The 23,081-nt window shown below is 61.6% G+C and carries 21 protein-coding genes and 1 tRNA gene; 9 read left to right on the forward strand and 13 right to left on the reverse strand.

All coding sequences use genetic code 11. From position 1 onward, the window contains the following. Nucleotides 1–18 precede the first annotated feature (18 nt). Complete coding sequence (gene ilvC / locus Q376_RS0104905) at nt 19–1,035, forward strand: ketol-acid reductoisomerase (protein ID WP_027349373.1); 1,017 nt, start codon at nt 19–21, stop codon at nt 1,033–1,035. Between the two features lie 96 nt (nt 1,036–1,131). Here ilvC and Q376_RS21445 read toward each other — a convergent pair whose 3' ends face one another. The 5 genes from Q376_RS21445 to Q376_RS0104930 all read right to left on the reverse strand — a co-directional run bounded on the left by Q376_RS21445 (nt 1,132) and on the right by Q376_RS0104930 (nt 7,040). After that, complete coding sequence (locus Q376_RS21445) at nt 1,132–1,785, reverse strand: TetR/AcrR family transcriptional regulator (RefSeq protein ID WP_155834151.1); 654 nt, start codon at nt 1,783–1,785, stop codon at nt 1,132–1,134. A gap of 59 nt (nt 1,786–1,844) precedes the next feature. After that, entirely contained in the window at nt 1,845–3,698 is a 1,854-nt protein-coding gene (locus Q376_RS21450; protein WP_162177881.1) for a CocE/NonD family hydrolase, read from the reverse strand. A gap of 260 nt (nt 3,699–3,958) precedes the next feature. Further along, nucleotides 3,959–4,786: an NAD(P)-dependent oxidoreductase gene (locus Q376_RS0104920; protein ID WP_027349374.1), complete on the reverse strand. Its 828-nt coding sequence runs from the start codon at nt 4,784–4,786 to the stop codon at nt 3,959–3,961. 516 nt (nt 4,787–5,302) lie between these two features. Then, on the reverse strand, nt 5,303–6,223 hold the full coding sequence (locus Q376_RS0104925; RefSeq protein WP_052364958.1) for a DAPG hydrolase family protein: 921 nt from the start codon (nt 6,221–6,223) through the stop codon (nt 5,303–5,305). 28 nt (nt 6,224–6,251) lie between these two features. Next, the gene (locus Q376_RS0104930; protein ID WP_027349376.1) at nt 6,252–7,040 is read right to left on the reverse strand and encodes an EthD domain-containing protein; all 789 of its coding nucleotides are present in this window, start codon (nt 7,038–7,040) and stop codon (nt 6,252–6,254) included. 119 nt (nt 7,041–7,159) lie between these two features. Here Q376_RS0104930 and Q376_RS21455 point away from each other — a divergent pair, with 119 nt between their 5' ends. Then, nucleotides 7,160–8,050, forward strand: coding sequence for a LysR family transcriptional regulator (locus Q376_RS21455; RefSeq protein ID WP_052364959.1), 891 nt, complete (start codon nt 7,160–7,162; stop codon nt 8,048–8,050). A 300-nt stretch (nt 8,051–8,350) separates the two neighbouring features. Here Q376_RS21455 and Q376_RS23915 read toward each other — a convergent pair whose 3' ends face one another. Further along, nucleotides 8,351–8,518, reverse strand: coding sequence for a hypothetical protein (locus tag Q376_RS23915; protein ID WP_155834153.1), 168 nt, complete (start codon nt 8,516–8,518; stop codon nt 8,351–8,353). A gap of 9 nt (nt 8,519–8,527) precedes the next feature. Here Q376_RS23915 and Q376_RS24665 point away from each other — a divergent pair, with 9 nt between their 5' ends. Next, entirely contained in the window at nt 8,528–8,755 is a 228-nt protein-coding gene (locus tag Q376_RS24665) for a hypothetical protein (RefSeq protein WP_155834155.1), read from the forward strand. A gap of 192 nt (nt 8,756–8,947) precedes the next feature. On the opposite strand, the gene Q376_RS0104950 is transcribed toward Q376_RS24665, so the two are convergent. Beyond that, nucleotides 8,948–9,024: transfer RNA gene (locus tag Q376_RS0104950), tRNA-Met, on the reverse strand. Between the two features lie 243 nt (nt 9,025–9,267). On the opposite strand from Q376_RS0104950, the gene minC reads away from it, so the two are divergent. From minC to sbcB, 4 genes are all read left to right on the forward strand, one after another. Continuing rightward, nucleotides 9,268–10,005 carry a septum site-determining protein MinC gene (gene minC / locus Q376_RS0104955; protein ID WP_027349378.1) on the forward strand — a complete coding sequence of 246 codons (738 nt, stop codon included), beginning with the start codon at nt 9,268–9,270 and terminating at the stop codon, nt 10,003–10,005. 100 nt (nt 10,006–10,105) lie between these two features. After that, nucleotides 10,106–10,924, forward strand: a complete 819-nt coding sequence (minD, locus tag Q376_RS0104960; protein ID WP_027349379.1) for a septum site-determining protein MinD — start codon at nt 10,106–10,108, stop codon at nt 10,922–10,924. After that, nucleotides 10,921–11,178 (forward strand): cell division topological specificity factor MinE, encoded by a 258-nt coding sequence (minE, locus tag Q376_RS0104965; RefSeq protein WP_027349380.1) that lies wholly within the window; start codon nt 10,921–10,923, stop codon nt 11,176–11,178. Before minD ends, minE begins: the two co-directional genes overlap by 4 nt. Nucleotides 11,179–11,229: 51 nt before the next feature. Then, on the forward strand, nt 11,230–12,687 hold the full coding sequence (gene sbcB, locus Q376_RS0104970; RefSeq protein WP_245598907.1) for an exodeoxyribonuclease I: 1,458 nt from the start codon (nt 11,230–11,232) through the stop codon (nt 12,685–12,687). Nucleotides 12,688–12,770: 83 nt separating this feature from the next. On the opposite strand, the gene Q376_RS0104975 is transcribed toward sbcB, so the two are convergent. After that, nucleotides 12,771–15,665 carry an insulinase family protein gene (locus Q376_RS0104975; RefSeq protein ID WP_052364960.1) on the reverse strand — a complete coding sequence of 965 codons (2,895 nt, stop codon included), beginning with the start codon at nt 15,663–15,665 and terminating at the stop codon, nt 12,771–12,773. A gap of 80 nt (nt 15,666–15,745) precedes the next feature. Beyond that, nucleotides 15,746–16,441: an SOS response-associated peptidase gene (locus tag Q376_RS0104980; RefSeq protein WP_027349383.1), complete on the reverse strand. Its 696-nt coding sequence runs from the start codon at nt 16,439–16,441 to the stop codon at nt 15,746–15,748. Nucleotides 16,442–16,587: 146 nt separating this feature from the next. On the opposite strand from Q376_RS0104980, the gene Q376_RS0104985 reads away from it, so the two are divergent. Both Q376_RS0104985 and Q376_RS0104990 read left to right on the forward strand, forming a co-directional pair. Beyond that, complete coding sequence (locus Q376_RS0104985) at nt 16,588–17,202, forward strand: TetR/AcrR family transcriptional regulator (RefSeq protein ID WP_027349384.1); 615 nt, start codon at nt 16,588–16,590, stop codon at nt 17,200–17,202. After that, complete coding sequence (locus tag Q376_RS0104990; protein WP_052364961.1) at nt 17,199–19,118, forward strand: MFS transporter; 1,920 nt, start codon at nt 17,199–17,201, stop codon at nt 19,116–19,118. Before Q376_RS0104985 ends, Q376_RS0104990 begins: the two co-directional genes overlap by 4 nt. Nucleotides 19,119–19,195: 77 nt before the next feature. Here the strand turns inward: Q376_RS0104990 and Q376_RS21465 are convergent, their stop codons facing one another. Genes Q376_RS21465 through Q376_RS0105010 form a run of 4 tightly spaced genes read right to left on the reverse strand, consistent with a single transcriptional unit; the run spans nt 19,196 to nt 22,882 of the window. After that, nucleotides 19,196–20,569 carry a sensor histidine kinase gene (locus Q376_RS21465; RefSeq protein WP_052364962.1) on the reverse strand — a complete coding sequence of 458 codons (1,374 nt, stop codon included), beginning with the start codon at nt 20,567–20,569 and terminating at the stop codon, nt 19,196–19,198. Further along, nucleotides 20,566–21,255: a response regulator transcription factor gene (locus Q376_RS0105000; protein WP_027349386.1), complete on the reverse strand. Its 690-nt coding sequence runs from the start codon at nt 21,253–21,255 to the stop codon at nt 20,566–20,568. The genes Q376_RS21465 and Q376_RS0105000 overlap by 4 nt, the downstream gene beginning before the upstream one ends. Nucleotides 21,256–21,267: 12 nt before the next feature. Beyond that, nucleotides 21,268–21,588 carry a PepSY domain-containing protein gene (locus Q376_RS0105005; RefSeq protein ID WP_081803399.1) on the reverse strand — a complete coding sequence of 107 codons (321 nt, stop codon included), beginning with the start codon at nt 21,586–21,588 and terminating at the stop codon, nt 21,268–21,270. Between the two features lie 13 nt (nt 21,589–21,601). Further along, nucleotides 21,602–22,882 (reverse strand): HlyC/CorC family transporter, encoded by a 1,281-nt coding sequence (locus Q376_RS0105010; protein ID WP_027349388.1) that lies wholly within the window; start codon nt 22,880–22,882, stop codon nt 21,602–21,604. Nucleotides 22,883–23,081 lie beyond the last annotated feature (199 nt).

Raw genomic sequence — 23,081 nt, forward strand, 5'->3', positions numbered from 1 at the left:
GACGACAAGGTGAACATCATGCAGGTGTACTACGACAAAGATTGCGACCTCTCCCTGATCCAGAGTAAGAAAGTCGTGATTCTCGGCTATGGCTCACAGGGCCACGCGCATGCCAACAACCTCAAGGAGTCCGGTGTCGACGTCACCGTCGCGCTGCGCAAGGGTTCCAGCTCCTGGCAGAAGGCCGAGAGCGCGGGTCTCAAGGTCGCCGAAGTGACCGACGCGGTCGCCGGTGCCGACGTGGTGATGATCCTTGCGCCCGACGAGCTGCAAAAGCAGATCTACTATCGCGATGTCGAACCGAACCTCAAGCAGGGCGCGGCGCTGGCCTTCGCCCATGGCTTCAACATCCACTTCCAGCAGATCGAGCCGCGCGAAGACCTCGACGTGATCATGATCGCGCCGAAGGCTCCCGGGCACACCGTGCGCCAGACCTACACCCAAGGCGGCGGCGTACCGAGCCTGATCGCGGTCTATCAGGACAAGTCCGGCCAAGCCAAGGAAATCGCGCTCTCCTACGCCAGCGCCAACGGCGGCGGCCGCGCGGGGATCATCCACACCTCGTTCCAGGAAGAGACCGAGACCGATCTCTTCGGCGAGCAGGCAGTGCTCTGCGGCGGCGTCACCGCGCTGGTCCAGGCGGGCTTCGAAACCCTGGTGGAAGCCGGCTACGCACCGGAGATGGCCTACTTCGAGTGTCTCCACGAACTCAAGCTGATCGTCGACCTGATGTACGAAGGCGGCATGGCGGACATGCGCTACTCGGTGTCGAACACTGCCGAGTACGGTGACTACGTCACCGGCCCGAAGGTGGTCACTGAAGAGACCAAGAACGCTATGCGCCAGGTGCTCAAGGATATCCAGAACGGTACCTTCGCCAAGGACTTCATCCTCGACAACCAGGCCGGTTTCCCGACCCTCAAGGCCAAGCGCCGGATCGGTGCCGAGCATCAGATCGAGCAGGTCGGTGCCAAACTGCGCGCGATGATGCCCTGGATCGCAGCCAACAAGATGGTCGACAAGAGCAAGAACTAAAAAAGCCCGGGCCACAGTCCGCGGTATCGAGGGCCGGCGCGCAAGCGTCGGCCCTTTTGCGTGTCAAGAAGAGGGGGTGTGATGTCTTCGATGAATTCAGGATGCCTTCTGCACCAAAAGCTGGATGGCAGCCGTAGTCACCCGCTCACGCTCGGTCGCGGTCAGGCTTTCGCTTTGGAGGAACAGTGTAGGTGCCACCATCGGTACGGAAATGGCGGTGATGACCATGCTGAAGACCAGGGCCGGATCCGTGCCGCCAATCACGCCCGCTTTCTGTGCAGCCTCGATGATTGGCAGGCAGAGCCTGCGAAAGGGAGTAACGACCCGCCGGTTCAGAAGAATCAGCCGCTCGTCAGGGTTGGTCGCCTCTTGCAATAGAAAGGAGGGTAGGGCCGGCATTTCGAAGCTGATTTGTGCGAACAGGGAAATGAAATCCTCCAACGCTTCTCTTGGACGTTGAGCCGAGCAGGCGATGAGTGCGCGGATTTGCGGTTCGTAATCCTTCTGCCGTTCGGTGAGGCGATCGACGACGGCCATCCATAGGGCGCTCTTCGAGCCGAAATGACGTGCAATGAGTGCCGCGTCGACATCCGCTTCGGCCGCTAGTTTTCGTAACGACACGGCTTCGTAGCCATAACGTGCGAATGCCGGCATCGCCACGGTAAGAATGGCTTCCCGTCCCGATGGGGCACCTGACGGACGGCGTCCGATGGCCCTGGCCGTGGGTTTCTTGGGTAAGGCGGTGTTCAAGCGGCAGTCCTCGCTCCATTTTCTCCGAATTATGTGCACGGCCCTGCAAGTCCATCCATTTACGAAGTCCTGACGACCGGTACCAGGAGGTGGCTGTCGTACTGACCACCCAGGTGGAAGACATGTTCTCCCTTGTTGCGACTCTGCGGTGTCGGCACGCGCTGTTGATTCACAAAAGGCGGGGAACTGGCTGCCGGGCCGCCGAGTTCCATCATCGGCACCTCGGTCCCTGGAACGAACGTCGTCCCGACCGCCGGAATGCGTAAAACGCGGGTCCCGAATCCCATGTCGAAATTCGTTGGCGTGGGACGATAGGCTGCGATCCGCAGGAGCAGCTGCTCTCCAGGCCGATAGATCATCGACATGGGCCAGATCGCGATTTCAACTGCCACGATCTGACCTGGTGAGAGAGGATCCTCACGCCTATGCAGCAGATACGGCTCCGAAGGAGTCGATCTCTCCTCATCCAGTTCTCTGTGCGAGACCCTGAGGAAACCGGTTGCGGCTACGCTTCCTTGCGCCCCTTCACCCAGCTGCCGGATGAACGGTTGGCCCTGGGCGTCACGTTTTTCGACCGTGACTGCCAGCTCCATGTCGTCCGAGCCTCTTGCCTCCACAAAAAGGCGTAGCTTCATATGACCGGTCAGCTCCGTCATCCTTGCGAAGACATGTCGGAATTCTATCAGACCGGGTGACTCGACGGCGTATGCGACTTCTTCTGCCGTTTGCTTCGGAGCGGGGTCCAGAGTCCCGTCCCGGGAGAGAAAAAGCTTGTCGTGTGTTGTGCACGGTAGCGGCCACTCGGCTTCTTCGCGGTCGACAATGTCCTCACCGCCTGGGTCAAGAACGCAGATCCGGACGCGCGGCGTTCGCTGCCAGCCGTTATCCTGGTCTTTCAGATAATGATCAAAGAAGCTCCGCAGCTCTTCGGTATATATTGGGGTGTAATAATCAAGCCATTCGTTGGTGTTGTTGACTCGAAGCCATTTTTCTTTTGAGGAAATACGGCGATAACCCTCGAAGCTGCCATGGGTATGGGCTGCATTCGTGTAGCTCGCGACGACGTAGGCCGGGATCTCGATCCGTTCCAGGCGTGCCTTTTTGTCTTCCCAGTAGGGGGACATGAGCGGCTCATCGACAATCATCCGCGGCTGGTCCTCGACAAGATTCTTCCCAGCGAATGTCGCGATGATCGCTTCGGGGAAAGCGGGCATGGGGATACCCCCGCGGTTGCCTGACTCCCTGAAATGGTCGCTGAAGCCCTCCCAGGGAGCAATGGCGGTCAGATGCGGCGGCTTCTCCGCGGCGATGAACCATTGCGACACCGCGAGCCAGCTGTTGCCGCTCAGAGCTATCCGGCCCGAGCACCAGTGCTGCCGTGCAGCCCATTCGATGAAGTCGTATCCGTCTTCCGCCAGCTGACGTCCCCAGTAGCTGATGTTTCCTTCGGAAGCATAGGCTCCCCTTGGATCAGGATTCAGAACGACATAGCCATGCTCGACCCAGTAGGCAGGGTCGGGACCTTCGAATTTCTGCAGCTCCGAAACGAGAGATAGTGGCACTCCGGAACGCCCCGGGAGATCGTCAAGCCATTGTCCGCCGATCTCTTTCCCATAAGGACTCCAGGCGATGATCGCGGGGTATTGCCCGTCATCGACCGGCCGGAATATGTCCGTATAGATGGTAACGCCGTCGCGCAGCGTAAGCGGCACATCTCGTTCGAACAGGATATCGCAGGACAGAGGACGTGCGCCTTCACGCCGAATGGTCCCCTTTTTCAATATCGTTCTTTCTGGATGGAAACCTGGATAGCGTGCGCGAGGCGCGGTTGGAGGCAATGCTTTACGAAACGCTACGGGATAAGCATCATCCCCATAAATCCTGGATGGGATTTTGGTGTCGGCCGAGCTCATTGGTCTGGTCTCCATTGTGCGCGGCCCTCTGCAGAAAAATTAAAGCCACGCTGACGTCATGATGAGTTCATCTCCGTCGTCGTCGCAGGATATTGACTTGGAAAGTGAGGCTTTTAGAAGCGACGAAAGCAGTAGGCATGGAGCACCGTCTTGTCGAGTATTCTCCACAAGGCGGCACACCTATTCCTCCGGAGCGGATTGGGCACGATGAATGTCATCCCTGGGACCCGCTAGCCGGCCAGCCGATGACACGGATCCTCTCAGTAATCGTGCTGGTCGCCCGCCAGGGTCCAATGCCGGTGAACCAGCACTTTCGCCTCGATTTCGTCCGCAACGGCGAGTGCAAGATCTGGAACGGCGATACCTGACGGCAGGTGATTCTTGTTGATCATGAAATCAACGCCAATGTCATACTTTCCCGTTCCCTCGCCGGGCCGGTAGAACCACGGAGGTGACAGGAAACTCCATTCGAAGTCGGTCCGGTGTGAGAAGAGATCGAGCGCGAGGCGGCATCCCTCCAACAGAGGAACCTTGGTCCATGTCTTGACATGATCTTCCAAGTCCGGATCGCTTTCACCCTGCGCGATCGTGCCATTTTCCTTGCGCAGTGCGGCATCATCGAAGAAGGATTCCCCAGTGATATCCGCAAGCCATCTCAGATGCACGGGTGGCATGATGCCGTAGTACCAAGTCGGAAAGCGCGGGTCATCGAACATCTGTACTCCCGGCTTGACGTAGAGGCTGGCGGCCCCGCCGAGGTAGATCAGATAGGAGGGCTTCACACGATCCTGCTGTACGGCCTTGAAGGCCTTGATGAGACGTCGTGTGCCCTCGACCTGGCGGTAGTAGACCGCCGGATCCACAGTGTGGCCACCGGAGAACATCGAGACCACGACATCGGCGTCAATGATGTTCGCCGTCACGCTTTCCACATCGAAAATATCGAGGGAATGATTCGTGAGGCCCGGGCGTGTGGCGGCATTCGAGATGTCGTGGGAAAGGCCCAGAACTTCGTGTTTTCTCGAGAGCAAGATATCCGTAAGCGCCTGGCCGCTCATGCCAGTATGACCAATGATCGCTATCTTCATCACTTCTGCTCCAAAAATGTCAGGGTGAATTCGCTCACTGCATCGCAAGCAATACGACCATTGTGCATGCGACCACACACAAGTCAACAAGTGTTGACTTATCGCGATTCATCCCTCTCTTCGGTCAACGGAGCAGACGCCGATGGGCAGCCGCAAGATGAATATCACGCAGATTGACTACTACAAGAATTGCGGCTTCTCCTTGATCCAGGGCAAGAAAAAAAATAGCCGGGGTCAGCCCGTAGAACCGAGGGCCGTCGCGCAAGCGCCGGCCCTTTCGTGTATCGAGAGGAGGGCGCGAGTTAACGCGGGCGATCGACCAACGGCTGATAGTGATGCGGTAGGCGCATGACGATGAGGTCTTTGCGCCGCACGATGTTGGTCGGGTAGGGGGTGGCGAGGTTGGTGGTATCGACCGTGGTGGAGGCGATACCCTCGTCATCGAGTATCGCCGCTGCCCCTCGAAGTGGTCGCGACCATCATGTCGCTTGCTGCCGCAAGAGAGGGGGAACGCTGTCAGCAGACCATTGAGTGGCCGAACTCGGCGTAGAGTTTGGGAAGAATCACTCTCAGTCGGCTAAATTCATCGACATTATGCTGTGCAAGGCCTTTGATCTCTGTTTCAGGAACACGTTCGCCAGATGGAAGATTAAGTTCCGGCTTGCCCAATGCATTGAAGCGGTATCCCTGCCAGAACCGAGTTCTCTGGCGCAAGCCACCATCTTCAGCGTAAAAAAGGTGGCACATAATTGCGGGCGCCGTGATTGTGTGGGGTGTTTCGACAACAGCCCGCTGCCAGCCTATTCCCATTGACGAGGCGGCGATCACCTTATCGAACGCCTTGGAATCAAAGCTCATCTGTTCTGCCGTCCGCCACGTGATGTCGATGTGGCTCATCCCGGTATTGGTATCCTCGATAACGTAGTGCGTCACACCAATGTTTCGCTCCTTCAACGGAATGGATTCGTCGAGAACTCGTGCGCGGTCGCGGGGGCTAAGGTGAATGCCTCCATGCTGCGGCGGAAACCACAGACGATATCGCAGATCCTCGAGCGCGTGCCACGTGAACCACCATTCGATCATCTCGGCGGTGGCATTTGGGTAGAAAATAGTGTTCGCGATGTAGCCGGCGCCGTTCGGTAGCGAGCACCAACCAACCTCAGCTTCATCACCGGATTTCAGCCCCTTCAAGTCCAGAAGATGGCCGATCTCTTCAGGGAAAATTGCTTTTGCCGGATCGATTGGTGAATCCATCAAGGTGCGATGGCCAGGATCAGGCGCCGCAATCGGCTCGTCATAGTATTTCGCGTATGGGCGCGCCCGTTCCTCGGCGGTAAGCGGTGGTCTTTGGGCTTTGATTTGGGCGTCGGCACGAGTTTCAATAAAGTTGCGCTGTACCGCCAGTTCCGGAATATCTTTTTTGATCAAATTAGACATTTCTATTTTCCTTAATTATAGCGACAAGTCAGTGATGTTCCGGGATGTTGTCGATGATTCGTGCCTGTCTTGCGTAAAGGTAGAAAGACTCGGAGAAATCGATGAAATCATTCGCATCATCCATGAACGCATCGAAGTACTGTCTGAAAGCACTTGCATGCTCGATAGTATCCAATGTGGTGATGACGATCGCATCGTAGACAGGCGGATCGACCATTTTGAAATGCTCGCGGGCTGCAGCATCGTTGTCATTGGCGCGTGAGCGAAGATTGAGGGTGATCCGCCTGAACATCTCTTTGGCATGAGGCGATTTTTCCAAAGCGCGCGCGTGCGCCTCGTGCCAAAGAGCATGGAAATCAGACCAGAACACCTCAGGGCGCCTCATGAGATACTGCAGCACGCGCAGCCCGCCTTCACCCGGCTCGCCAAGGCCCGGATTGAAAGCCGGCATTGGGTTGGGGACGGCAACCGGAAACTCCTCCGCCATGGTCGTGATATTGTTCCGCTCATCGGCGAAATACTGACCGTCGCGGGACGCCCGTGAGCCGCCTTCACCGGTGGACAAGGCGTTGAGCATATCAGCGATTGTGTCGAACTGTAGTTCAACAACGCCGTCGCGATCAGCAACGCGGTTTTTGTGCGTTTTGTCCGAGATCATGCCAAAAGCACCGTCGAGGACGTGGTATTGAAGGTACTTCTTGATCTGAAACGGTTCAATGCGCGCGACGGTGCCGTGATAGTGCTCAAGGTAACGGAAGTATTCCGACCTTGTCAGGCCAGGGCGCCGATGGGACGCAGCAATCATTTTGATGGGCATAGCTGTTACTCCTTCTAGGTTTGGCGCGACATCATCAGCCGTGTCAGCCAAAAGGTAGGAGCTTGTTTACCCATTCTCAAATATATTTGACGAGCGAAATTGATAAACAGGAGATATTGATGGAGCTTAGACATCTTAGATATTTCGTGGCGGTAGCCCGCGAATTGCACTTCAGCCGCGCCGCAAAACAGCTCCACATCGCTCAGCCAGCGTTAAGCATTCAGATAAGGGCGCTTGAAAATATGCTCGGCGGACCATTGTTCCATCGTGCGCATAGAGGCGTTACGTTAACTGAAGCGGGTCGGCTTTTTCTGGTGGAAGCCGAACGAGTTCTCGCCCAGGTCGCGCGGGCTGAAGATTTGGGCCGCCGAGCTTTGAAGGGTGAGGTGGCAGTGCTCGAACTGGGCTATTCGGGAGGAGCGCTGTTTTCAGGAGTTCTTCGCCGATCGATAGTGGCGGTCAAGCGAAACAATCCCGACATCGATCTTAGCCTGCATGACCTTGATCCACGCTGTCAAATTGACCGCCTCATGGCAAGGGAGATTCACGTGGGGCTAATGACGACGCTGTCGTTGTCGATCCCGAACGAGTTGAGGGCCACCCAACTCGAAGCTTGGCCAGTCTGGGTAGCTTTGCCTAGCCAGCACGATCTGGCAGAGTTGCCCGCCGTGCCGGTGGACGCGTTGCGAAACGAGATGTTCTACACCTACGCTGCGGTCGAACACCAAAACATCTCTTGGATCCGTTCGATTATAGGAACTTCTCCGACGCGAGAACGCCGCGTATCGAGTGTCACGATGGCGATGACGTTGGTTGGAGCGGGTCTCGGCGTCTCCCTTCTCCCTGCCTCTCTGCCGTGGCCCAACCCTGATGGAGCGGTAGTGTTCAAGCCTCTGAAGGACAGAAGCGTGTTGATGGACTGTACTCTCATTCAGTGGCGTTCAGAATATGAACCGGGCGTAAGAAGCGCGCTGGGCAGCATCCTCGATGAATTCGCGCTAGATGCTTAGTCCCGGCATTTGTTGGGTCGAATCGAGCCTGAATCCTTCGGGCTCTTTTGCCCGAATTTTGAAAAATAATTTGCACGGTGTAAGAGCCTTGAAGATCTTGTGGCGGTAACCGAAGTTGCAGGCTGAGATGAAGTCAGTCGGATGCTGACGAAGTTGATCTTAACTGTCGTAGTAATAGTGTTCAGCAGTCAATTCCTTGGTCTTCCGCCGTATTCGATCGATCTTGCCATGGGTCCACGGATGGTTCGGCCTGGTCGTTCGGTGTTAAATATCATTCTTGGCGCAGGTATATTCGAAGGCTTAGGCTTGGAACATCTCGCCACTTGCGATCGCTTCCTTGACGAGTGGAGTGGTCGAACCACTAGCACTTGGCGTGATGAACTGGGTGCCATTATCGGTAACAACGGTATGGATCTTATGCGGAAAAGCTGCGATCAGGCGTAGCGAGAATTCTCTGAAAACGGCCATTGGATTCTCGTGCAGCTCAACGAAAGCGAACTTCGATGTGCAATCGATGGTGACGAGCATGTGGAGCCTGCGCTGCTCGGTGTGAACTCCGGCAATGTCGATGTGGAATTAGCTGATTGGATAGGCTTTGAATTTCTTGCCGGCGGGCTTGTTGCCTCCGACGTCGGTAAGTCGGGATGCCGTGCCGCTGGAGGCCAGGACGAGCGTGTCAGAGTGGAATGGTCGGCTGCAACGTGATCACGCCAGCGGCATGCGGTCGTTCGCGCTACGTAGGAACCCCACGCTGCGCAGTCTACTCGATCTCGCTCGCCAAGCTGGTCGGGGCGGCCTGAACGGCCGATGTTTAGCTTATCTCAAAATAGAAAAGGCCGCCTTTCGGCAGCCTAAGCATTTGATCACACTTCGATTTCGAGTGATTCATTACAAAAGTGGTAGCGGGGGCCGGATTTGAACCGACGACCTTCGGGTTATGAGCCCGACGAGCTACCAGACTGCTCCACCCCGCATCGACTGAGGCGCCACTATACTCTTTTTTTCCAAACGGTCAACCTAGCACGCTTCCCCGTTCTCCATCGGGTGTAGGTGTCCAGCTGGTAAATGCAGGAAAATGCTAAAAGTTGTTACCGTTCCAAGGAGACGATTGCGCCCCGTGCGGTTGCGCTATAGCGTAAGCGATTATTTGTCCGATCTCGCGCCGCGGGCGTTGAAAAGGAATGTGCAATGAATACGCCACTGATGTGGAGCGGACGATGAGCCTCGAGCTGGATGCAGAACAGGTCGCCTTCACTTTCAAAGGCGGCATGCTGCCTTTGACGGTCATCGAGCTGGCCTCAGGCAATATCGAGCGGATCGAAGCCCAGCTCAGCGGAAAGATCAGCCAGTCGCCTGCCTTCTTCCAGCATACTCCGGTGGTGATCGGTCTCGAGCGCTTGCCGGACGAGCCTTTGGCACTCGATCAGCTCTGCGCCATGCTGCGTCGCCATCGCTTGCTGCCGGTGGCGGTGCGTGGTGGTAACGATGCGATCAAGCAGTCGGCTTGGGCGTTGGGAATCGGTTGGTTCCCGCCCCAGGAAGGGCGTGCCCAGCCGGTCGTGGAGCCGGTGCCGGTGGCGCCGCTGCCGGAGGAGGCGCCGCCGCTCGAGCTTCGCAGTGGGCGGATATTTCGAGGTACGGTGCGCTCCGGGCAACAGGTCAGCGCGCCACGCGGTGATTTGGTGGTGGTCGGTGCGGTCAATGCCGGGGCGGAGATCCTCGCCGCTGGCAGCATTCACGTCTACGGACCACTGCGCGGTCGAGCGCTGGCGGGTATCCACGGCGATCAGGACGCTGCGGTGTTCTGCCATGAACTCGACGCTGAGCTGCTTTCGGTGGCCGGCAACTACAAGCGACTCGAAGACATCCCGCCGGATCTGCTCGGCAAGAGCGTGCAGGTTCGGATGGTCGAGGACCAGCTAGAGATCAGCGCCTTCGAGCCGCTGCGAGTGTGACGTCGCGGGCGCGGCCCGGACGAAGAACGTTACGGCCCTCTCGGCCCGCAGGGCGGATACGGTCGGTAGTCGATGAACAGCGTCATACAGGAATGTAACCTTGGCCAAGATCATTGTAGTGACTTCAGGGAAAGGCGGCGTTGGTAAGACCACCAGCGCGGCAGCGATCGCCACGGGGCTGGCGTTCAAAGGGCACAAGACGGTGGTGATCGATTTCGACGTCGGCCTGCGTAACCTCGACCTGATCATGGGCTGCGAGCGTCGCGTGGTCTATGACCTGATCAATGTGATCCAGGGCGAAGCGGGGCTCAATCAGGCGCTGATTCGCGACAAGCGGGTCGAGAACCTGCATATCCTGCCCGCCTCCCAGACCCGCGACAAAGATGCGCTGACCATCGAAGGGGTCGAACGGGTGCTCGATACCCTCAGCGAGGACTTCGACTACATCGTCTGCGACTCGCCGGCGGGGATCGAGCGCGGTGCCCAGCTGGCGATGTACTTCGCCGATGAAGCGGTGGTGGTGACCAACCCCGAGGTCTCCTCGGTTCGCGACTCCGACCGCATGCTGGGGCTGCTCAGCTCCAAGACTCGTCGCGCGGAGCAGGGCCAGGAGCCGATCAAGGAGCATCTGCTGATCACTCGCTATTCCCCGGATCGCGTGACCAGCGGAGACATGCTCAACCTCGATGACATCCGCGAGATCCTGGCGATCCCGCTGATCGGACTGATCCCTGAGTCCGAAGCGGTACTGCGGGCTTCCAACCAGGGCGTACCGGTTACCCATGACCAGCAAAGCGATGCGGGCCAGGCTTACTCGGATACCGTAGACCGACTGCTTGGCGAGGATAAGCCGCTGCGCTTCCACGAGCAGCAGAAGCGCGGATTCCTGAGCCGTATGTTCGGAGGAGGTCGCCGGTGAGACTACTCGATTTCTTTCGCGGAGAAAGCAAGAAGACGGCGTCGGTGGCCAAGGAACGGCTGCAGATCATCGTCGCCCACCAGCGCGGGCAGCGCGGCCAGCCCGACTACATGCCAATGCTCGAGCGCGAGCTGCTCGAGGTGATCCGCCGCTACGTCGATGTCGATCAGGATGCGATCAGCATCAGCCTCGATCGTGACGCCGATTGCTCGATCCTCGAACTCAACGTGACGTTGCCCAACCAAGACAATTGACGCGGGCGTGGCGGTCGCGTGTGACCGCCGCACCGCAGCAGGATCCTCGTAGTGCCCGAGCCAAGCTTCCTTTTCCACGACTACGAAACCTTCGGTGCCGATCCTCGGCGTGATCGCCCGTCGCAGTTCGCGGCGATCCGAACCGACGTCGAGTTCAACCAGATCGGTGAGCCCGAGGTGATCTACTGTCGTCAGGCGGATGACTATCTGCCTCATCCGCAGGCCTGCCTGATCACCGGAATCACCCCGCAGCAGGCCAACCGCCGCGGGCTGCCGGAGGCGGAGTTCGCCGCTCGCATCCAGGCGCTGATGAGCGTGCCGGGGACTTGCTCGCTTGGCTACAACACCCTGCGCTTCGATGACGAGGTGAGTCGTCACCTCTTCTACCGCAACCTGCTCGACCCCTATGGGCGGGAGTGGCAGAACGGCAATTCGCGCTGGGACCTGATCGATGCGGTACGCACCTTCTACGCGCTGCGTCCGCAGGGGATCGAGTGGCCGATGCGGGAAGACATGGAAGGCCGCAAGGTGCCGAGTTTCAAGCTCGAACAGCTCACTGCCGCCAACGGTATCGAACATGTTGGCGCCCATGATGCGCTCGCAGACGTACGCGCGACGATCGCGCTCGCTCGGCTGCTGCGCGAGCGCAACGCCAAGTTGTTCGACTACCTGCTCGGCCTGCGTGACAAGCATCGGGTCAAAGCGCTGCTCGACGTCGATACGCGCAAACCGATGATCCATGTCTCTCGCCGCTATCCTGCCGCTCAAGGCTGCAGCGCGCTGGTCGCGCCGCTGGCACGCCATCCCAACAATCCCAATGGGGTGATCGTCTGCGACCTGTCGGCCGACCCCGAGCCGCTGCTCGCGCTCTCGGCCGAGGAGATCCGCGCGCGGGTATTCGTCAGTCGAGCCGAACTGGCCGAGGGGCTCGAGCGGATTCCGCTCAAGGTGGTCCAGGTCAATCGCAGCCCGGCCCTGCTGCCGGTGAAGGCGCTCGACGAGAGCGCCGCTGCGCGCCTTGGCATCGACCGCGAGCGGTCCGAGGCCCACTGGCAGCGGCTGGCCCAGGTCGATGGGCTGGCGGCGAAGGTGGCCGAGGTGTTCGCCGAGCCGCCCCCCGAAGGCAGCACGGATCCCGATCTGATGCTCTATTCGGGCAGCTTCTTTTCGTCCGCGGACAAACGCGCCATGGCCGAGGTGCACCAGCATCTCGGCTGGGATCTGGTCGGACTCGATCCTATGTTCCAGGATCCCCGCCTGCCGGAAATGCTGTTCCGTATGCGCGCACGCAGCTATCCCGAGACCCTCGAAGGGGCTGATCGCGAGCACTGGGACCAGCTGCGCTGGGAGCGTTTCAACTCGCCCCAGCTCTCCTCGTTGACCCTTCAAGGCTTCGCCCGCGAGATCGAGCGGCTCAATCGCGAGCCGCTGTCCGAGCGTGATCGCCAACTGCTGGAAGAGTTGGTGATGCACGTCGAAGCGATCATGCCCCCGCAAGCGTTCGAGTAGCGCCCTGCGCAGACGTTTCCCTTTGCTTTGCCGCATGAAAAAGCGCCCCGGTCTTCATGGACCGGGGCGTCTGCGCTGATTGGTTAGCGTGGCAGAGGAGACAAGGTTTCGCTCTCGGTATAGGCGTCGTCGTTGTCTGGCTCCTGCGGGTCGGCTGCGATGTCGAAAGCTGGCGCCTGGCGAAGCGCTTGCCAGGCCGCCTTGATCTGCTCGGCATCGAGTGCGTCGACCGCAGCGGCCAGGCGCTTTTGGCGATCGAAGTCGGTCCAGCCGAACGAGAGCTCCCGCCACTGCCGGTTGGTCATCTCCGACAGGCTCTGATCACGCTCTAGCAGCGAGGAGCGCACCGCGGCCTTGAAGGGCGTCAGCGCCTGGTCGTCGAGCGCTTCGATGCTGGGAGTGAACTGATCGAGGAAATCGTCCATCCGCTCGAACAGCGTCTCGCTCGATTGCCCCGGCGACTGGATCAGCATCGCGATCCCTGGGGCATCGAGCAGCGCCATGTAGCGTGCGCTGACGACGTAGCCGAGCTGTTGGCGGGTGCGCAGTTCGGTGTAGAAGGGCGCCTGGATCAGCTGGCCTATCACCGCTAGCTGCGCTTGGGACTCGGCTGAGCGATCGGGCCCCTGAAGGTAGCGCAGCGCTCCCGAGTCGTTGCGATCGGTGGCGGGGCGCAGCACTGGCATGTCGGCGCGCACTGCCAGCGGCACCAGTTCGGGGATCGCATCGAGCGGCCGTCGCGGTGCCAGCCGCTGGTCGAGCATGTCGCCCACCGCGATGGCGTCATCCTCGTTGAGGTTGCCGATGGTCAGAGCCTGGACGTGGAGCGACTGAAGCCAGGTGTCGCGGAACGTGCGCAAGTCGTCGAGATCGATCCGTTCCAGCGCCTCGAGACGCTGGGTGGTGGTCCACTGGGGGCTGATCAAACGCTCGGCGAGACTCGAGCCGAGGCGCTGGTAGAGGGGCATCTGGCGTTCGTTGCGCAGTTCGTCCTCGAGATCGAGCCGGATCCTGGCGAAGTTCGCCTCGTCGATCTCTCCTTCGCGCAGCTGATCGACCAGCTGGCTCAGCACGCCCCGTTGATGATCGCGCCAGCCCGACAGGCTCAGGGTGATGCCTCGGCCATGGGCATAGGCACCGGCCGACTGACCTGCCAGCGTCGCGGGATAGAGCACTTCCGAGAGGCTATCGTTGAGCCAATCGGCGAGCAGTTCGGTGAGCACCTGCTGGCGCGCGTCGCGCGTCGCCTCCGGGCTCATCAGGCTGATGCGCCATTCGGCACGGGGGGTGCCGAAGCCCTGATCCCCCCGGTACCAGAGATCGAGCCCGGGGCGATCGACCAGCCGGCGGGGGCGGGTGTCGTCGACCGGCAGCAGCGAGAAATCGCTGGCGATGAATGGGTTGGCACCAGGAAGCGCCAGCCCTTCGAGCGGCCTGGCCGCCGGCCACTGGCTCATCTTGCTCAGCGTATAGGGGGCGTCGAACCAGGGGGAGCGGGATTCTCCTTGCACTTCGGGACCTGCGTACACACGCAGCAGGTTGTCCGGTGTCAGGGCGCGCAGGTAGTCATCGATTACCCCCGCATCGAAGCGATCCATACGGTAGGGGGCGACATTGATCTCGCTGAGCGGAAGGCGCGACATGGCCAGGGTCAGGCCCACCGCGCGATCGGCACCCGAGCCATTCTGGGCGAAGCGGAACTGCTGGGCCAGCAGCGCCGCCTGCTCGTCGAAGCGCCAGCGCTGGGGGGGCTGGGCACGCAGCATATCGAGGTAGGCGAACAGCGTGGCCTGGATCTCATCCTGGTGCTGGGTGCCCTCCGGAGTGAGTTCGATATCGATACCCAGTATCGCCTCCTTGCCATCTCCACCCTGGACGCCCGCCGACAGCGCGTTGGCCCAGCCCCGGTCGCGCAGCGCGGCGAGCAGGCTGCCTTCGCCCTCGTGGCCGAGCAGGTCGCCGAGATAAGCGTCCGGACGCTCGCGCGGGAACCGATCGGGATCGGGTACCGGGAAGCTGAAGCTCAGGCTGCGTTGGTCGGCGAGCGTCTGGACCTCGAGCTTCGCTGGCAGCTGCCCTTGGGTGAACATCGGAGCATCGATCTCCGGCGCTTTCAGTCCGCGATCGGGAACCTGCTCGAAGCGATCCCGTACCAGCGCTTCCAGCTCGTCCAGCGGCTGTGGCCCGACCACCGCCAGGTGCATGACGTTAGCGTCATAGTGGGCACGGTAGAACTCCAGCAGTCGATCGCGTAGCGATGTCTGACCATCGACCAAGGTGTCGATGCTGCCGACCGAGAAACCGGAGAAGGGGTGCTCCGGGTTCATCGCCTGGTTGGTGGCGTCGTTGATCCGGCGGGAATCGTCGCGGATGCGGGCACGATATTCCGAATCGACCGCGTGGCGCTCCCGGTCGACGAATTCGTCGTTGAACTGCGGCGAGATGAAGAACTGGCTGAAGCGGTCCAGTGCCCCTTCGAAGGCATCGGGGGTGATATCGAAGTAGAAGTTGGTATCGCGCGGAGCGGTGAAGGCGTTGTGGCTGCCGCCGTGGCGGGTGAGGTAATCCTGATAGTCGGCGGCGTCCGGATAGCGCTCGGTGCCGAGAAACAGCATGTGCTCGAGGAAGTGGGTAAGCCCCGGCATGTCCTTCGGATCGAAGGCGCTGCCCACCGAGACGTCCATCGAAGCGCTGGCGCGATCGGCGCGAGGGTCGTGCACCAACAGCACTTCTAGGCCGTTGTCGAGCCGCAGGGCGCGGTAGTCGGCGCGGTCGTTCGGGCTCTTTATCACCTCGAGCGACTCGGGTGAATAGGCCGGCAGTGCGAAGTCCTCGAGCGCCTCGGGACTGGGCTGGGAGGGCTGTTCGGCGACCGCCGGGCCGGCGAAAGGCTGGGCCAGCCCGATGCACAACAGCGCAGTGGCCAGCATCCGGCGCGGTTTTGGCCGGGGCGGGTGATCGGTGGAGAGTCGCAGCATGCTGTTTCCTGATCCGTAGTCTTGTTGGAGGCCGGTGACGCGGTGGAGATCGCCTTGCCCGATGTTTTAAAAGTGCCGCTTCACTCCCTATCGATGCGCATCGGGCCGATCGGCCGGGCGCAGTGCCACTCCTGGCAGCGCGGATCATTGATCGCGCGCTCGACCGGGAAGGCACCGAGCGCCCCTGGCGTGGCTGGTACGAGCAGCGCTCGAGCCTCGGCCGACGGCGTCGACGGGGAGAGCCAGGCCTGTAGCCGCTCCCCGTCGAGCAACGCGGGAAGCCGGTCGCTGAGCTGTGTGATCGCTCCCTGCGATGGCACGGTGACCAGCGCGGTGGAGTCGAAGCTTCTCCCCCCCGGGCGCGGGTAGCTGCACCAGATGGCAGCGAGCAGCAGCGGCGAACGATCCACCCGGGTGATCAGAAACGGCTGCTTGCCCCGAACCCCCGCCATCCACGCATAGATACCCGTGACCGGTATCGCGCAGCGCCGGGATAGGAACGCCTCCCGGAACATCGGGCGCTGCTCGAGGGATTCGGCGCGAGCACAGTGGGGGGCATGATCGAGCACCTCGAGCCAGGCCGGAGTGAGACCCCAGAACGCCTCGGCCAGTTCCAAACTATCGATCGATGGCGTTTGCGGTGCGAAGCGCAGGATCGACAGCGGCCTGCGCGGCGCGAGGTTGGGGCTTCTTACCAGCGGTTGGCGGATGTGCGGGACGAGCGGAGCACAAAGCGTGGCAAGGTCGATATGATCGACATGTAGGCGGCCCGCCATGCGGTCTCCTTGAGGTTAGGACGTGGCAACTCGCGCGCAGCGGTCGAGACGATCGAAGTGTTGCGTTTGCGGAGTGTATCGATATGCTACGGAAACAGTGTTTCTCTATGTTAAACTGCACGCATTCTGATTATCAGGGGTCGACGATGGCTCGTCCACGGCAGCATGCACCAGAGGCGTTGCATGCACAGGTGATGGCTGCGTGTGACGAATGGCTCGAGACACAGCCAGCTCACTCGCTTTCCCTGCGCGCCCTGGCGCGGGAGATTGGCTGTGCGCCCAGCACCCTGTTGAAGCTGTACGGCAGCTTCAACAATCTCCTCCAGTACGTCAATGTCGAGACCTTGAAGGCGCTGAGCGAAGGTATCGAGCTCAGCGCCTGTGCCGTGCCGGAGGAGCGTCTCGGCGCCCTGGCCCACGCCTACTGGCGTTTCGCCAGCCTGCATCCGCACCGTTGGCAGCTTTTGTTCGAGTATCCGCTGGCCCAGGAGGGTGAACTCGACCAGCGCCAGAGCCAGGCGATCGAAGCGCTGTTCGTGCGCGTCGAGGCGACCCTGCGTGAGCTGCGCCCCGGGCTCAACGAGGCCGATGCCAATCGCCTCGCCCGTACCCTCTGGGGCAGCGTCCACGGCCTGGTCCAGCTGGGTATGACCCAGCGTCTCGGCTATAGCCAGGGGCGCCCGGTCGAGGTTACCGATCTGCTCGACCAACTGCTCGCCATGACCCTCGCCGCGCTTGGTGCGCGCTCGTTGAGCCCATGAACGCAAGGCCCGAGATCGACGGTCTTGATGCGAGTGCGCCGGGACTGATGGGGTCGCGCCACTTCGCGCCCTTCTTCTGGACCCAGGCGCTCGGTGCCTTCAACGACAACGTCTACAAGCAGCTTCTGTTGCTGTTGCTCACCTTCGTCGCCGTGCCGATGCACGGTTGGGACGCTGGGCTGGTCAACAACCTCGCCGCTGGGCTCTTCATCCTACCGTTTCTGCTTTTCTCCGCATGGGGCGGAGCGCTGGCCGATGCGGTCGACAAGCGCCGCTTGATCCGCGCGCTGAAATGGCTGGAACTGGTGACCATGCTCGCGGCGGCGATGATGATCTGGTTCCAGGCCTTCGTCGCGCTCCTTTCGCTTTTGTTCCTGGCCGGCGTCCAAGCGGCGCTGTTCGGCCCGGTCAAGTACGCGATCCTGCCCCAGCACGTGCCGCGCTCCCGTTTGGTCAACGCCAATGCTTGGGTCGAGATGGGCACCTTCATGGCGATCCTGCTCGGCACGCTGCTCGCTGGAGCGCTGGTCGCACTACCGCAGGGGATCTCGGTATGGGCGATGGGGGCGACGCTTGTGCTGGTGTCGCTCTGTGGCCTGGTCGCGGGTTACCAGGTGCCGAGCGCGCCGCCGGTGAGTTCGCAGCGGGTCACCTGGCGGCCGCTCAGGCTCAGCCGGGAGGTGTTGAGCTCGGCCTGGCGGCAACCGCGGATCTTTCGTGCGCTGCTCGGCATCAGCATCTTCTGGCTGCTGGGGACCAGCTATCTGACCCAGTTGCCGCTGTGGGTCGACGTGATCATCGGCGGCGACGGCGGCGTGGTCAGCTTCCTGCTCGCGGCCTTCGCGATCGGTATCGGTCTTGGCTCGCTGCTCTGCGCAAGGCTTTCGGCCGGGCGTCTCGAAGTGGGGCTGATCCCTCTCGGCGCGCTGCTGATCGCCCTGGGTGGTTTCGACTTCGCCCACCATGGCCCGTTCGGCGGCGATGAAACGCTCAGAGGACTCGGCGAGCTGGTGGGTGAGCCGCGACTATGGTGGATGTTCGCCGACCTGGTAGTGATCGGCATCGGGGGAGGGCTCTACATCGTGCCGCTCTACCTGATCGTCCAGATCGGTAGCGACGAGGGCGAGCGAGCGCGAATGATCGCCGCCAACAACGTGCTCAACGCATTGTTCATGATCCTCGCCGCGGGACTCGGCATCCTGGTACTGAGCGTGCTCGGCGCCTCGTTGAACTGGTACTTCACCCTGATCGCGGCGATTTCCCTGGCGGTCGCGGTGATCTGTTCGGTGGCGCGTCCGCGGCCGCTTTTGCGGATTTGCATATTCATCGCGCTGCGCTTGGGCTACCGGCTGAGTCTCGAGGGGCGTCGCCACATTCCCGACTCAGGGCCTGCGATAGTCGTCTGCAACCACGTGAGCTACATGGACGCGCTGCTGCTGGGCGGTACCAGCCCTCGCCCGCTGCGCTTCATGATGGATAGCCCGGCTTATGAGTCGCCCTGGCTCAACTGGTTCTGCCGGATCGTCGGGGCGATCCCCGTCGATCTCGACAAGCGCAGCCCGACCGATTTGCGCCGGGCGCTGAACGAAGTCAGCATCGCCCTGCGCCATGGCGAGGTGGTGATGCTCTTTCCCGAGGGGCGGCTGACCCGGGATGGGAGTATCGACGAGTTCCGTCGCGGGGTGGAGCTCATCCTGCGCCGTGACCCGGTGCCGGTGGTGCCGGCGGCGATCTCTGGGCTCTGGGGCTCTTGGGGCTCCTATCATGCCGGGCGTCCGTTCAAGCGCTGGCCGAGCCGGCTACGCCGGCGAGTGAGGCTTGGCTTCGGCCCGCCGCTGCCGGCCTCCTGCATCGATCGCCATTACCTGCGCTCGGAGGTGGTGAGGCTCAAGCAGCGGCTCGACGAGCAGCGCTGACAGAGTGATGAACGGCGACGGCCAGGCGGGGGAATCCGCCTGGCCGTCGCTTCGTGTGCGTGGTCGGAAAGGGTGGGTCAGGGCTTGCTGGCCTTCTGGCCCCGGCGGCGGCGCGGCTGACGCTCCGGCTCCTCGACCGGCATCGGCAGTTGGATCCTCACCTTGAGTCCGCCCAAAGGGCTGTCGGCCAGGGCCATCTCTCCGCCGTGATAGGCGACCACCTGTTCGACGATACCGAGGCCGAGGCCGTGGCCGGCGACCTTTTCGTCCAGCCGTGTGCCGCGGTGGATCACTTCGTCACGATACTCCGGGCTGATTCCCGGGCCGTCGTCGTCCACTTCCATGATCAGCTGGCCACAAGCGACGCTCAGGGTGAGACGCACCTCGCTCTTGGCCCACTTGCCGGCGTTATCGAGCAGATTGCCGAGGACCTCGAGCATGTCCTCCCCATCCCAGGGCAGCGCGTTGGGCACGCCGTCGATGCGATAGTCGAAATGAATGTGGTGGTAGATTTCGCCGAGGGTATCGATCAGCGGCGGCAGCTCGGTGTCGGGATGAAAACGCGTGGTGTGGGAGTTGTCCCGGGTATCGAGTCGCGCGCGCTGCAGTTCGCGCTCGACCAGGCGATGGATATCGTCGAGCCGGTTGCGTAGCCCGTCACGCAGTTCCGGATGCTGGTTGAGTTCGCGGCGGGCGAGCAGGGTCTCCATCACCGCCAGCGGCGTCTTCAGCGCGTGCCCCAGGTTGCTGATTCCATCACGAGAGCGGTTGAGGACTTTCTCGATCCGTTCCAACTGGTGGTTGAGCTCGACCACCACCGGCTCGATCTCCTCCGGTACCTGAGTCTCGATCTTCATCCGGTGACCATCATTGATCAGCGCCAGCTCGCTGCGCAGGCGTCCGAGCGGGCGCATGCCGAGGCGGATGACGTGCTGCTGGATCACGACCAGCAGTACCGCGAGCAGTCCGCCGAGCAGCCAGATGGAAAGCCGTAGCCAGTTGAGCCGCTGGGTCACCGGGGTGTAGTCGAGCGCGGTGGTGATTTCGAATTCATGGCCGGCGCGGCTGTAGGCGCCGCTCCACACCAGCAGCGCCTGGCCTTCCGGGCCAGGCAGCAGGCGTTCGGAGAGCCCTTCGCCTACGTTCGGCAAGCGATGGTCCCATAGGGAGCGAGAGCGAATCTCCTCGCCGCCGTCGACTCTCAGGCTGAAGTAGCTGCCTGCATAGACCCGGCTATAGGACTCGCGAAACGGCAGCCGATCGAGATCGACCCGGTCCTGCTCGTCGAGCGCCTCGGCGACGATGCCCTCCGCGTCCTCGCGCAGCCGCTCGCCGAGATAGTCGCGAAAGGCATGGTCGAACAGCAGCACGCTGCCGTGCGCGAGGAGGAACATCACCGCCAAGCCTGCGAGCAGGAGCCCCAGCGCGAGTCGCCGGGTCAGCGAGATCACTGATTATCTTCGCGGCTGCTGCCGCCGAAGCGATAACCCTGTCCTCGCTGAGTGATGATCACGCCGCGCCCCAGCTTCTGGCGCAGGTGGTTGATGTGCACCTCGACCACGTTCGGATTGCGTTCGTGCTCGCTGTCGTAGAGATGGTCGAGCAGTCGATCCTTGGGGATCACGTGTTCGGGATGCAGCATCATGTAGCGCAGGATGGCGAACTCGGCGCGGGTCAGGTTGACCTGCTTGTCGCCGCCGGCCTCGGTGGTCGCGCTCTGGCTGGCCTCGTCGAGCACCACGCCTGCGACCGAAAGCTTGGGCGTCGGCCTCTGGCCGTGGCGGCGGCGCATCAGCCCTTGGAGACGAAGCAGCAGCTCGTCGGGATGGAAGGGCTTCGGCAGGTAATCGTCGGCGCCGGCGCGCAGCCCGGTGATCCGCTCGCTCCAGCTGGTCCGGGCGGTGAGGATCAGGATCGGGGTGTCGAGGCCGTTCTCGCGCCACTCCTCGAGCAGCTGAAGGCCGGGACGGCCGGGCAGCCCGAGGTCGAGCACGATCATGTCGAAAGGAATGTTGAGCGCCATCACCGCAGCATCGCGGCCATCCGTGCACCAGTCCACGGCGTAGCCGTTCTGGGTGAACAGGGTGTTGAGTTCGTCGGCGAGCGGTACGTTGTCTTCGACCAGCAGGAGTCGCATATCGGTCCGTTCCTATTCCGTAGTGATTCGTTCGCCCGAGGCCGCATCGAAGAGCACGTCCCAGACCTGCCCGTGTTCGTCGAGTATTTCCAGCCGGTACACGTAGTGCGGGGCATGATATTCGAGCATCGCTTCGATCAGTTTTCCCTGATGAAAATGGCGCGCCTGGGCGATGATCTCCTCGAGCGGCAGGATCTTGCCCTGCTCGGTGAGATCCAACGCATCGTTCTGATCGAGCTCCGCTCGAGCGGGCGCTATGCTCCAAGTTAGCGCAATCAGCGTCAGCCCGGCAAAAGCCGCGCCCAATCGAGCACTTAGCCTGTCGATCGCCATGCTCGGTTCTCCGTTACTCCGGGCGGTGCTTCGCGCCGGCGATGCTGGCGCGAGGCGCGCAGTACGCCCGGACGATGAAGTTGTCTTCGAGGTCGGTCACCTCGATACGATAGTCGCCCAGCAGTAGCGAGACCGGACCCGCCGGGAAGGTCTCGAGTCGTTCGACGATCAGCCCGTTGAGCGTTCGCGGTCCATCGACCGGCAGTGACCAGCCGAGTAGCCGATTGATTTCGCGCAGCGGCACCCTGCCCTCGATCAGGTAGCCATCCTCGAACGGCTGGATGCCGTCCGTGGGCGACTGGGACTGGGTGGTGAACTCGCCGACGATCTCCTCGAGGATGTCCTCGAGGGTGACCAGTCCGATCACCTCGCCATATTCGTCGACCACCAGGGCGATACGGCGCTGCTGACTCTGAAAGTAGTGCAGCTGGGTATGCAGCGGCGTCGATTCCGGCACGAAGTAGGGCTCGCTGGCCGCATTGACGATCTCGGCGCGCAGCCGCTCGGGCCGGCCCAGGATCGCCGCTGCGCTTCTCACGTGGAGCAGTCCGACGACGTTGTTGACGTCTCCTTTGTAGACCGGCAGTCGGGTATGCTGGCTGTGGGTCAGCTGACGACGCAGCGATTCGTCGTCGCTCTCCAGGTCGATGCCGTCGATTTCATGGCGCGGCACCATGATGCTGCGCACCGTGGCTTTGTTGAGGTCGATGATCGACAGCAGCATCGCACGGTTGCGCGATGGGATCAGGCTGCCGGCCTCTCCGACCACGGTGCGCAGCTCCTCGGGCGACAGCGAGGTCGTGTCTGCCTGGACCTTGTGCAGGCCGCAGAACTTGAGCAGCCAGTTGGAGATGCCGTTGACCATCACCACCAGCGGCATGCATATCTTGAGCGCCGGCCCCAGCACCCGAGCGCAAGGGTAGGAGACCTGTTCCGGCCTCACCGCCGCCCAGGTCTTCGGCATCACTTCGCCGAAGATCAGCATCACGATGGTCAGCAGCACGGTCGCGACGATCGGTGCCGAGCCCGCGTCGAAGAAGTCGAGCGCGAGCATGGTGGCCAGTGACGCGGAGAGGTTGCCGACCAGGGTATTGCCGATCAGGATCACCCCCAGCAGCTTGTCCGGCTGGCGGACGAGCTCGAGCACTTGCTTGGCCCCCGCATGCCCTTCTCCGGCGAGGTGATGCAGCCGGTAGCGATTGACCGCCATCATGCCGATCTCCGCGAAGGAGAAAAACGCGCAAAGCGCCAGTAGCACCACTATCCCGGTCGTCAACAGCAGCAGTTCGCTCATCGGGCCGCTCCATGGCGCTTGGCGCATGAAGCGTCGAGCATCCGCGAGGGTGCGATGGGCATGGCGGCAGCTTTGCGCGTCATCGTGACTCCATAAGAGAATTGGAGGGGTTTTTAGGGATTGGCCCTCGGGGCGTCAAGCCGATGGCCGGAATCTTAAGCTAGGGCGTGTTAACCCGGCCCTGGGTGGATGCACGAAC

The organism is Halotalea alkalilenta DSM 17697, assembly GCF_000621205.1.
GTDB lineage: Bacteria > Pseudomonadota > Gammaproteobacteria > Pseudomonadales > Halomonadaceae > Halotalea > Halotalea alkalilenta.